The 9,270-nt window shown below is 37.2% G+C and carries 18 protein-coding genes and 10 pseudogenes; 12 read left to right on the top strand and 16 right to left on the bottom strand.

All coding sequences use genetic code 11. The features are described from left to right. Positions 1-56 precede the first annotated feature (56 nt). From DRZ96_RS11990 to eno (DRZ96_RS12170), 12 genes and pseudogenes are all read left to right on the top strand, one after another. Positions 57-795: pseudogene (locus tag DRZ96_RS11990) on the top strand (phosphoglycerate kinase). Then, entirely contained in the window at positions 761-907 is a 147-nt protein-coding gene (gene pgk, locus DRZ96_RS12190) for a phosphoglycerate kinase (protein WP_256584700.1), read from the top strand. The pseudogene DRZ96_RS11990 and the gene pgk (DRZ96_RS12190) overlap by 35 nt, the downstream one beginning before the upstream one ends. Positions 908-952: 45 nt before the next feature. Continuing rightward, positions 953-1,687 carry a triose-phosphate isomerase gene (gene tpiA, locus DRZ96_RS00525; RefSeq protein ID WP_322788176.1) on the top strand — a complete coding sequence of 245 codons (735 nt, stop codon included), beginning with the start codon at positions 953-955 and terminating at the stop codon, positions 1,685-1,687. Positions 1,688-1,780: 93 nt separating this feature from the next. Continuing rightward, positions 1,781-1,861, top strand: a pseudogene (locus DRZ96_RS12445) (hypothetical protein); the annotation flags it as partial. Next, entirely contained in the window at positions 1,835-2,080 is a 246-nt protein-coding gene (locus tag DRZ96_RS12440) for a hypothetical protein (protein ID WP_457920600.1), read from the top strand. The pseudogene DRZ96_RS12445 and the gene DRZ96_RS12440, both read left to right, overlap by 27 nt. After that, positions 2,034-2,243, top strand: coding sequence for a hypothetical protein (locus DRZ96_RS12435; protein ID WP_457920597.1), 210 nt, complete (start codon positions 2,034-2,036; stop codon positions 2,241-2,243). The genes DRZ96_RS12440 and DRZ96_RS12435 overlap by 47 nt, the downstream gene beginning before the upstream one ends. A 76-nt stretch (positions 2,244-2,319) precedes the next feature. Continuing rightward, positions 2,320-2,709: a hypothetical protein gene (locus tag DRZ96_RS12430; RefSeq protein ID WP_457920599.1), complete on the top strand. Its 390-nt coding sequence runs from the start codon at positions 2,320-2,322 to the stop codon at positions 2,707-2,709. 13 nt (positions 2,710-2,722) lie between these two features. Next, positions 2,723-3,156, top strand: a pseudogene (locus tag DRZ96_RS12425) (hypothetical protein). A 13-nt stretch (positions 3,157-3,169) separates the two neighbouring features. After that, positions 3,170-3,508 (top strand): annotated as a pseudogene (gene eno / locus DRZ96_RS12185) (phosphopyruvate hydratase); the annotation flags it as partial. 81 nt (positions 3,509-3,589) lie between these two features. Next, the gene (locus DRZ96_RS12180; protein ID WP_409371937.1) at positions 3,590-3,676 is read left to right on the top strand and encodes a hypothetical protein; all 87 of its coding nucleotides are present in this window, start codon (positions 3,590-3,592) and stop codon (positions 3,674-3,676) included. Next, positions 3,673-3,744 carry a hypothetical protein gene (locus DRZ96_RS12175; protein WP_409371936.1) on the top strand — a complete coding sequence of 24 codons (72 nt, stop codon included), beginning with the start codon at positions 3,673-3,675 and terminating at the stop codon, positions 3,742-3,744. Before DRZ96_RS12180 ends, DRZ96_RS12175 begins: the two co-directional genes overlap by 4 nt. Positions 3,745-3,826: 82 nt before the next feature. After that, positions 3,827-4,455, top strand: a pseudogene (gene eno / locus DRZ96_RS12170) (phosphopyruvate hydratase). A gap of 188 nt (positions 4,456-4,643) precedes the next feature. On the opposite strand, the gene DRZ96_RS00505 reads toward eno (DRZ96_RS12170), so the two are convergent. From DRZ96_RS00505 to pgk (DRZ96_RS11105), 16 genes and pseudogenes are all read right to left on the bottom strand, one after another. Further along, positions 4,644-4,811 (bottom strand): hypothetical protein, encoded by a 168-nt coding sequence (locus DRZ96_RS00505; RefSeq protein ID WP_256584699.1) that lies wholly within the window; start codon positions 4,809-4,811, stop codon positions 4,644-4,646. Then, positions 4,808-4,879 (bottom strand): hypothetical protein, encoded by a 72-nt coding sequence (locus DRZ96_RS12420; protein ID WP_457920598.1) that lies wholly within the window; start codon positions 4,877-4,879, stop codon positions 4,808-4,810. Before DRZ96_RS12420 ends, DRZ96_RS00505 begins: the two co-directional genes overlap by 4 nt. Positions 4,880-4,889: 10 nt before the next feature. After that, positions 4,890-5,171: pseudogene (locus DRZ96_RS12415) on the bottom strand (hypothetical protein); the annotation flags it as partial. Positions 5,172-5,241: 70 nt separating this feature from the next. After that, positions 5,242-5,466: pseudogene (eno, locus tag DRZ96_RS12410) on the bottom strand (phosphopyruvate hydratase); the annotation flags it as partial. A gap of 94 nt (positions 5,467-5,560) precedes the next feature. Then, positions 5,561-5,725: a hypothetical protein gene (locus DRZ96_RS12405; protein ID WP_457920596.1), complete on the bottom strand. Its 165-nt coding sequence runs from the start codon at positions 5,723-5,725 to the stop codon at positions 5,561-5,563. Positions 5,726-5,939: 214 nt separating this feature from the next. Further along, positions 5,940-6,086, bottom strand: coding sequence for a hypothetical protein (locus DRZ96_RS12400; protein WP_457920595.1), 147 nt, complete (start codon positions 6,084-6,086; stop codon positions 5,940-5,942). A gap of 38 nt (positions 6,087-6,124) precedes the next feature. Further along, positions 6,125-6,442: pseudogene (locus tag DRZ96_RS12165) on the bottom strand (hypothetical protein). Between the two features lie 97 nt (positions 6,443-6,539). Continuing rightward, entirely contained in the window at positions 6,540-6,659 is a 120-nt protein-coding gene (locus tag DRZ96_RS11140) for a hypothetical protein (RefSeq protein WP_256584704.1), read from the bottom strand. A gap of 152 nt (positions 6,660-6,811) precedes the next feature. Further along, a pseudogene (locus DRZ96_RS11135) lies at positions 6,812-6,871 on the bottom strand (hypothetical protein); the annotation flags it as partial. Between the two features lie 136 nt (positions 6,872-7,007). Beyond that, positions 7,008-7,097 (bottom strand): hypothetical protein, encoded by a 90-nt coding sequence (locus DRZ96_RS11130; protein ID WP_256584697.1) that lies wholly within the window; start codon positions 7,095-7,097, stop codon positions 7,008-7,010. A gap of 31 nt (positions 7,098-7,128) precedes the next feature. Then, the gene (locus DRZ96_RS11125) at positions 7,129-7,272 is read right to left on the bottom strand and encodes an alkaline phosphatase family protein (protein WP_256584696.1); all 144 of its coding nucleotides are present in this window, start codon (positions 7,270-7,272) and stop codon (positions 7,129-7,131) included. A gap of 7 nt (positions 7,273-7,279) precedes the next feature. Further along, on the bottom strand, positions 7,280-7,444 hold the full coding sequence (locus DRZ96_RS11120; RefSeq protein WP_256584695.1) for a hypothetical protein: 165 nt from the start codon (positions 7,442-7,444) through the stop codon (positions 7,280-7,282). Beyond that, positions 7,431-7,610 (bottom strand): hypothetical protein, encoded by a 180-nt coding sequence (locus DRZ96_RS11115; RefSeq protein ID WP_256584694.1) that lies wholly within the window; start codon positions 7,608-7,610, stop codon positions 7,431-7,433. The genes DRZ96_RS11120 and DRZ96_RS11115 overlap by 14 nt, the downstream gene beginning before the upstream one ends. Continuing rightward, positions 7,607-8,350 carry a triose-phosphate isomerase gene (gene tpiA / locus DRZ96_RS00490; protein WP_112889239.1) on the bottom strand — a complete coding sequence of 248 codons (744 nt, stop codon included), beginning with the start codon at positions 8,348-8,350 and terminating at the stop codon, positions 7,607-7,609. The genes DRZ96_RS11115 and tpiA (DRZ96_RS00490) overlap by 4 nt, the downstream gene beginning before the upstream one ends. Then, positions 8,347-8,868, bottom strand: coding sequence for a phosphoglycerate kinase (pgk, locus tag DRZ96_RS11110; RefSeq protein ID WP_256584693.1), 522 nt, complete (start codon positions 8,866-8,868; stop codon positions 8,347-8,349). The genes tpiA (DRZ96_RS00490) and pgk (DRZ96_RS11110) overlap by 4 nt, the downstream gene beginning before the upstream one ends. Further along, a pseudogene (gene pgk, locus DRZ96_RS11105) lies at positions 8,834-9,196 on the bottom strand (phosphoglycerate kinase). Before pgk (DRZ96_RS11105) ends, pgk (DRZ96_RS11110) begins: the two are co-directional and overlap by 35 nt. Between the last annotated feature and the right edge of the window lie 74 nt (positions 9,197-9,270).

Genomic DNA, 9,270 nt, shown 5'->3' with positions numbered 1-9,270 from the left:
AAGAAGTTGTTGATGAGGAAGTTGTAAGTCAAGTAAAAGAATTACAAAAAGGAGAAATTGTTCTTCTTGAAAACTTGAGATTTGTCAAGGGTGAAGAAAAGGATGATTCTGACTTTGCCAAAAAACTTGCATCTCTTGGTGACATCTTTGTAAATGATGCCTTTGGAACTGCCCACAGGGCTCACGCATCAAATGTTGGTGTGACAGAATTCCTACCATCTTGCGCAGGACTTCTAGTTGAAAAAGAAATTAAATACTTTGAAGATGCTCTTAAGAACCCAGAAAAACCTTTTGCGGCAATTCTTGGTGGATCAAAGGTTTCTGACAAGATTGGAGTAATAGAAAATCTATTGGAAAAAGTTGATTTCCTAGTAATTGTTGGTGCCATGGCCAACACCTTCTTAAAGTCAAAGGGACTTGAAGTTGGAAAATCTTGTAGAAGATGACAAGCTAGACCTTGCTAGAGAAATAATGGCAAAGGCAGTAGAAAATCAAGTTGAAATAATTCTTCCAAAGGACGTTATTGTTGCTCCAGAAGTATCTGAAAACGCAAAGGGAACTTTAAAAGATGTGGAAGATGTTGCTGAAGATGACATGATCTTAGACATTGGTAAAGAAAGTCTAAAGGATATTGAAGGATCACTATCTAAGGCAAAGACTGTTGTCTTAAATGGACCTTGTGGAGTTTTTGAAATTGAAAAATTCTCCCACGGAACTATTGAACTTGCAAAAATTCTAGCTAAGCTTGATGCCACAGTAATTGTTGGGTGGTGGAGACTCTGTTGCTGCTGTTGAAAAGGCAGGAGTTGCAGATGACTTAACTCACATTTCAACTGGTGGTGGAGCAAGTCTTGAAATGCTTGAAGGGAAGAAACTTCCTGGTATCGAGGCAGTTGAAGAAGCATGAGAAAAAAATATATTTGTGGAAATTGGAAGATGAACAAGACTTCTTATGAAGTCCTTGAATTTGCAAAAAAAAAATGAATTTGAATTTAATAAGGTAGATGTTTTAATAGCACCATCTTTTGTGAGTCTGGAAAGTCTAAGAAAAAACTTAAAAGATGAGATAAAGCTAGCGGGACAAAATGTGTCTGAGTTTGATGATGGAGCCTTCACTGGCGAAATTTCTACTACCATGTTAAAAGACATTGGAGTTGAAGATGTAATCATCGGCCACTCTGAAAGACGTGAAAAGTTTTCTGAAAGTGATGAGATTATAAATGCCAAGGTTAAAAAGGCCCTTGCAGATGATTTATCAGTAATTCTTTGCCTAGGCGAATCCCTTGAAGTCAAGGAGGAAGGCAAGGAAATTGACTTTGTAAGAGATGAACTTTTAAAATCTCTTGATGGAGTTGATGACTTAGAAAATCTTACTATTGCCTACGAACCAATTTGGGCAATTGGAACAGGAAAAACTTGCTCATCTGAAGATGCAGAAAACATGTGCAAGGAAATTAGAAATATAATAAATGAAAAATATGGAGAAATTTCTCAACAAATTAGAATTTTATATGGTGGATCTGTTAAGCCATCAAATGCAGGAGAAATTTTGTCCAAGGAAAATATTGACGGAGTCCTAGTTGGCGGTGCAAGCCTAAAGGCTAGTGACTTTATTGAAATTATAAAGCTGGTGAAAATCTATGAAACCAACAATGTTAATAATCTTAGATGGTTTTGGGATAAATGAAAGTGAAGTAGGCAATGCAGTTAAACTTGCAAAGACTCAACTCTTGATGAGCTTTATAAAACCTCAGCTCACAAAAATTTATGCAGCGAAGAATATGTTGGGCTTCCTCATGGACAAATGGGGAACTCTGAAGTTGGCCACTTAAATATTGGGCAGGAAGAGTTATCTACAAAATTTGACAAAGATACTGAGTCAATTAAGTCTGGAGAATTTTTCAAAAATTCAGAATTTAAAAGGGCAATTGACAATGTCAAGAAAAATAATTCAAGCCTTCACTTAATTGGACTTGTGTCCAAGGGTGGAGTTCACTCTCACCTTGACCACTTAAAGGCTCTTAATAGAATTAATGAAGGAAGAGGGAATAGAAAAAACTTATATCCATGCAATTACTGATGGACGTGACGTTTCTCCTCATGCAGCTATTGACGATATAAGAGAGCTTCAAGAAGAAATAGAAAAAGTTGGGAATGGAAAAATTGCCACAATTTCTGGAAGATATTATGCCATGGACCGTGACAAGAGATGGGAAAGAACTAAAAAAACTACGACAACCTAGTAAGTGATGTGGACTTCACTGAAGAAGACATTCTTTCCTATATAAAGTCATCCTATGATAAGGATGTTACTGATGAATTTTTAGAACTGCAAAATTTATCAAAGGCTCTGAAATAAAAGATGGTGACTCTGTTATTATCTTCAACTTTAGACCAGACAGGGTTAGACAAATTACAAGGGCCCTTGTGGATGATGACTTCGCAGGTTTTGAAAGAAAAAAAATAGACACTACTCTTGTTGCTATGACAGAATATGACAAGGAAATAAAGAATAAGCTAGTTCCTTTAAGGACGAAATTCCAAAGGATACTCTTGGAGAAGTTCTTGAAAAAAATAAAATCAAGCAACTTAGGATTGCCGAGACAGAAAAATATGCCCACGTTACATTTTTCTTTAATGGTGGGCGTGAAAAACCCTTTGAAGGAGAGGACAGGATCTTGGTCCGTCTCCAAAGGTAGCAACCTATGATTTAAAACCAGAAATGTCTGCCAATGAAGTTACAGATAAGGTAATAGAAAGTTTGGAAAGGACAAGTATGGGCCTGATAATTTTAAACTTTGGCAAATCCAGACATGGTTGTCACACAGGAGACCTAAAGGCTGCCATAAAGCAGTGGAAACTGTGGACCATGACCTTGGAAGAATTTTAAAGGTCTTAAAGGAAAAGGACGGAGCAGCAATAATTACTGCAGACCATGGAAACTGTGAGTACATGATTGATAATGAAGGCAATGTTGTAACAAGCCACAGCACAAACCTTGTTCCCCTATTTTTATTTAACAGGGATGAGGAACTTAGGTCTGACGGAGCCCTTTGCGACTTGTCGCCAACAATTTTAAAAATTATGGGATTAGATCAGCCAGAGCTTATGACTGGCAATCTTTATTTTAATATAATTAAATTAGAATTTATTTAAATTAGGAGGAATTATGAGTTTAATTGATTACGTTTATGCGAGAGAAGTTCTTGATTCAAGGGGAAACCCAACAGTTGAGGTAGAAGTGGGAACACTTAATGGTGGTTTTGGTTCTGCAATTGTGCCAAGTGGTGCATCAACTGGTATTCACGAAGGCAGTAGAACTTCGTGATGGAGAAGATAGATACAATGCAAGGGAGTTGAAAAGGCAGTTGCAAATGTAAATGAAAAAATTGCTGAAGAATTAATTTGCTTTGACTGCTTTGACCAACTTGGCATTGACAAGATGCTTATTGAACTTGACGGAAGCGAAAACAAGGGCAATCTTGGAGCAAATGCAATCCTTGGAGTTTCTCTTGCAGTAGCAAGGGCAGCAGCAAATGAAGCTGGACTTCCACTTTACCAATATCTTGGTGGAGTAAATGCAAAAACTATGCCAATCCCATTGATGAATATAATCAACGGTGGCGAACACGCTGACAACAACGTGGACATCCAAGAGTTTATGATTATGCAATAGGAGCAAAAACTTTTAAGGAAGCTTTAAGAATGGGAGCAGAAGTTTACCATGCACTTAAAAAGTTTTAAAGGACAAGGGACTTTCTACAGGTGTTGGTGACGAAGTGGCTTTGCACCAAATCTTGAATCCAATAAAAAAGCCTTTGACTGCATACTTGAAGCTGTAAAGGCAGCAGGTTATGAAGCAGGCAAGGACATTGTACTTGCAATTGACGCTGCAGCTTCAGAATTCTATGACAAGGACAAGAAAAAATACATTCTTGAAGGAGAAGGTCGTGAGTTTACATCAGAAGAACTTTCAAAATTCTATGAAGAATTAGTAAAGGAATACCCATTTATTCTATAGAAGATGGACTTGATGAAGACGACTGGGATGGCTGGAAGCACTTAACAGACCTACTAGCGATAAGGTTCAATTAGTTGGAGACGACTTCTTCGTTACAAACACAAAAAGACTTCAAGAAGGAATAGAAAAGAATCTGCAACTCAATCCTAATTAAGTTTAACCAAATTGGAACAATTACAGAACACTTGGACTCCATAGAACTTGCAAAGAGACACAATTACACAGCAGTAATCTCTCACAGGTCAGGAGAAAGTGAAGACTCAACAATAGCGGACCTTGCAGTTGCAACAAACGCTGGCTTTATAAAAACTGGAGCACCAGCAAGATCTGAAAGAATTGCAAAATACAATGAACTTCTAAGAATTGAAGACGAACTAGGCGACTTGGCAATTTTATCAGGCTTTGATGCTTTCTATAACATTGACAGAAAATGAAAATTTACTTTATAAGACATGGTGAAGCAGAAATTTATGCTGAAGATGACTTCAAGAGAAAGTTGACTACCATTGAAAGGGTTAAACTGGAATTCTTTTAAGGCTTTTGCATATTTTTTTACTTCCTATCTCTGCCGTCAAGTTGTCACTTTGAGCTTTTTTTGCTCCTCTCCAAAGTGTCAATTTTATCAGAGGTGAGGGAAATAAATCTTGTAGGACCTCTTGTCTTCTAAATTATTTGCAAAAGCCTTAAAAGAATTTTCCAGTTTAACCCTTCCAATGGTAGTCAACTTTCTCTTGAAGTCATCTTCAGCATAAATTTCTGCTTCACCATGTCTATTAAAGTAAATTTTCATTTTCTGTCAATGTTATAGAAAGCATCAAAGCCTGGATAAATTGCCAAGTCGCCTAGTTCGTCTTCAATTCTTAGAAGTTCATTGTATTTTGCAATCTTTCAGATCTTGCTGGTGCTCCAGTTTTATAAAGCCAGCGTTTGTTGCAACTGCAAGGTCCGCTATTGTTGAGTCTTCACTTTCTCCTGACCTGTGAGAGATTACTGCTGTGTAATTGTGTTCTCTTTGCAAGTTCTATGGAGTCAAGTGTTCTGTAATTGTTCCAATTTGGTTAAACTTAATTAGGATTGAGTTTGCAGATTCTTTTTCTATTCCTTCTTGAAGTCTTTTTGTGTTTGTAACGAAGAAGTCGTCTCCAACTAATTGAACCTTATCGCCTAGTAGGTCTGTTAAGTGCTTCCAGCCATCCCAGTCGTCTTCATCAGTCCATCTTCTATAGAATAAATTGGTATTCCTTTACTAATTCTTCATAGAATTTTGAAAGTTCTTCTGATGTAAACTCACGACCTTCTCCTTCAAGAATGTATTTTTTCTTGTCCTTGTCATAGAATTCTGAAGCTGCAGCGTCAATTGCAAGTACAATGTCCTTGCCTGCTTCATAACCTGCTGCCTTTACAGCTTCAAGTATGCAGTCAAAGGCTTTTTTATTGGATTCAAGATTTGGTGCAAAGCCACCTTCGTCACCAACACCTGTAGAAAGTCCCTTGTCCTTTAAAACTTTTTAAGTGCATGGTAAACTTCTGCTCCCATTCTTAAAGCTTCCTTAAAAGTTTTGCTCCTATTGGCATAATCATAAACTCTTGGATGTCCACGTTGTTGTCAGCGTGTTCGCCACCGTTGATTATATTCTCAATGGGATTGGCATAGTTTTTGCATTTACTCCACCAAGATATTGGTAAAGGGAAGTCCAGCTTCATTGCTGCTGCCCTTGCTACTGCAAGAGAAACTCCAAGGATTGCATTTGCTCCAAGATTGCCCTTGTTTCGCTTCCGTCAAGTTCAATAAGCATCTTGTCAATGCCAAGTTGGTCAAAGCAGTCAAAGCAAATTAATTCTTCAGCAATTTTTCATTTACATTTGCAACTGCCTTTCAACTCCTTGCCATTGTATCTATCTTCTCCATCACGAAGTTCTACTGCTTCGTGAATACCAGTTGATGCACCACTTGCACAATTGCAGAACCAAAACCACCATTAAGTGTTCCCACTTCTACCTCAACTGTTGGGTTTCCCCTTGAATCAAGAACTTCTCTCGCATAAACGTAATCAATTAAACTCATAATTCCTCCTAATTTAAATAAATTCTAATTTAATTATATTAAAATAAAGACTTGCCAGTCATAAGCTCTGGCTGATCTAATCCCATAATTTTTAAAATTGTTGGCGACAAGTCGCAAAGGGCTCCGTCAGACCTAAGTTCCTCATCCCTGTTAAATAAAAATAGGGGAACAAGGTTTGTGCTGTGGCTTGTTACAACATTGCCTTCATTATCAATCATTACTCACAGTTTCCATGGTCTGCAGTAATTATTGCTGCTCCGTCCTTTTCCTTTAAGACCTTTAAAATTTTCCAAGGTCATGGTCCACAGTTTCCACTGCCTTATGGCAGCCTTTAGGTCTCCTGTGTGACCAACCATGTCTGGATTTGCAAAGTTTAAAATTATCAGCCATACTTGTCCTTTTCCAAACTTTCTATTACCTTATCTGTAACTTCATTGGCAGACATTTCTGGTTTTAAATCATAGGTTCTACCTTTGGAGACGGGACCAAGATCCTGTCCTCTCCTTCAAAGGGTTTTTCACGCCCACCATTAAAGAAAAATGTAACGTGGGCATATTTTTCTGTCTCGGCAATCCTAAGTTGCTTGATTTTATTTTTTTCAAGAACTTCTCCAAGAGTATCCTTTGGAATTTCGTCCTTAAAGCAACTAGCTTATTCTTTATTTCCTTGTCATATTCTGTCATAGCAACAAGAGTAGTGTCTATTTTTTTTCTTTCAAAACCTGCGAAGTCATCATCCACAAGGGCCTGTAATTTGTCTAACCCTGTCTGTCTAAAGTTGAAGATAATAACAGAGTCACCATCTTTTATTTCAGAGCCTTTGATAAATTTTGCAGGTTCTAAAATTCATCAGTAACATCCTTATCATAGGATGACTTTATATAGGAAAGAATGTCTTCTTCAGTGAAGTCCACATCACTTACTAGGTTGTCGTAGTATTTTTTAGTTCTTTCCATCTCTTGTCACGGTCCATGGCATAATATCTTCCAGAAATTGTGGCAATTTTTCCCATTCCCAACTTTTTCTATTTTCTCTGAAGCCTCTTATATCGTCATAGCTGCATGAGGAGAAACGTCACGTCCATCAGTAATTGCATGGATATAAGTTTTTTCTATCCCCTCTTCCTTCATTAATTCTATAAGAGCCTTTAAGTGGTCAAGGTGAGAGTGAACTCCACCCTTGGACACAAGTCAATTAAGTGAAGGCTTGAATTATTTTCTTGACATTGTCAATTGCCCTTTTAAATTCTGAATTTTTGAAAAATTCTCCAGACTTAATTGACTCAGTAATCTTTGTCAAATTTTGGTAGATAACTCTTCCTGCCCCAATATTTAAGTGGCCAACTTCAGAGTTCCCCATTTGTCCATGAGGAAGCCCAACATATTCTTCGTGGCATAAATTTTGTGTGAGCTGAGGTTTTATAAAGCTCATCAAGAGTTGGAGTCTTTGCAAGTTTAACTGCATTGCCTACTTCACTTTCATTTATCCCAAAACCATCTAAGATTATTAACATTGTTGGTTTCATAGATTTTCACCAGCTTTTATAATTTCAATAAAGTCACTAGCCTTTAGGCTTGCACCGCCAACTAGGACTCCGTCAATATTTTCCTTGGACAAAATTTCTCCTGCATTTGATGGCTTAACAGATCCACCATATAAAATTCTAATTTGTTGAGAAATTTCTCCATATTTTTCATTTATTATATTTCTAATTTCCTTGCACATGTTTTCTGCATCTTCAGATGAGCAAGTTTTTCCTGTTCCAATTGCCCAAATTGGTTCGTAGGCAATAGTAAGATTTTCTAAGTCATCAACTCCATCAAGAGATTTTAAAAGTTCATCTCTTACAAAGTCAATTTCCTTGCCTTCCTCCTTGACTTCAAGGGATTCGCCTAGGCAAAGAATTACTGATAAATCATCTGCAAGGGCCTTTTTAACCTTGGCATTTATAATCTCATCACTTTCAGAAAACTTTTCACGTCTTTCAGAGTGGCCGATGATTACATCTTCAACTCCAATGTCTTTTAACATGGTAGTAGAAATTTCGCCAGTGAAGGCTCCATCATCAAACTCAGACACATTTTGTCCCGCTAGCTTTATCTCATCTTTTAAGTTTTTTCTTAGACTTTCCAGACTCACAAAAGATGGTGCTATTAAAACATCTACCTTATTAAATTCAAATTCATTTATTTCTTTTGCAAATTCAAGGACTTCATAAGAAGTCTTGTTCATCTTCCAATTTCCACAAATATATTTTTTTCTCATGCTTCTTCAACTGCCTCGATACCAGGAAGTTTCTTCCCTTCAAGCATTTCAAGACTTGCTCCACCACCAGTTGAAATGTGAGTTAAGTCATCTGCAACTCCTGCCTTTTCAACAGCAGCAACAGAGTCTCCACCACCAACAATTACTGTGGCATCAAGCTTAGCTAGAATTTTTGCAAGTTCAATAGTTCCGTGGGAGAATTTTTCAATTTCAAAAACTCCACAAGGTCCATTTAAGACAACAGTCTTTGCCTTAGATAGTGATCCTTCAATATCCTTTAGACTTTCTTTACCAATGTCTAAGATCATGTCATCTTCAGCAACATCTTCCACATCTTTTAAAGTTCCCTTTGCGTTTTCAGATACTTCTGGAGCAACAATAACGTCCTTTGGAAGAATTATTTCAACTTGATTTTCTACTGCCTTTGCCATTATTTCTCTAGCAAGGTCTAGCTTGTCATCTTCTACAAGAGATTTTCCAACTTCAAGTCCCTTTGACTTTAAGAAGGTGTTGGCCATGGCACCAACAAATTACTAGGAAATCAACTTTTTCCAATAGATTTTCTATTACTCCAATCTTGTCAGAAACCTTTGATCCACCAAGAATTGCCGCAAAAGGTTTTTCTGGGTTCTTAAGAGCATCTTCAAAGTATTTAATTTCTTTTTCAACTAGAAGTCCTGCGCAAGATGGTAGGAATTCTGTCACACCAATTTGATGCGTGAGCCCTGTGGGCAGTTCCAAAGGCATCATTTACAAGATGTCACCAAGAGATGCAAGTTTTTTGGCAAAGTCAGAATCATCCTTTTCTTCACCCTTGACAAATCTCAAGTTTTCAAGAAGAACAATTTCTCCTTTTTGTAATTCTTTTACTTGACTTACAACTTCCTCATCAACAACTTCTTTCGAAGGAATAAATTTTA

Origin of the sequence: Peptoniphilus harei (assembly GCF_900454685.1) — a bacterium.
GTDB classification, from domain to species: domain Bacteria; phylum Bacillota; class Clostridia; order Tissierellales; family Peptoniphilaceae; genus Peptoniphilus_A; species Peptoniphilus_A harei.
This window is presented reverse-complemented; position numbering and strand designations above follow the sequence as displayed.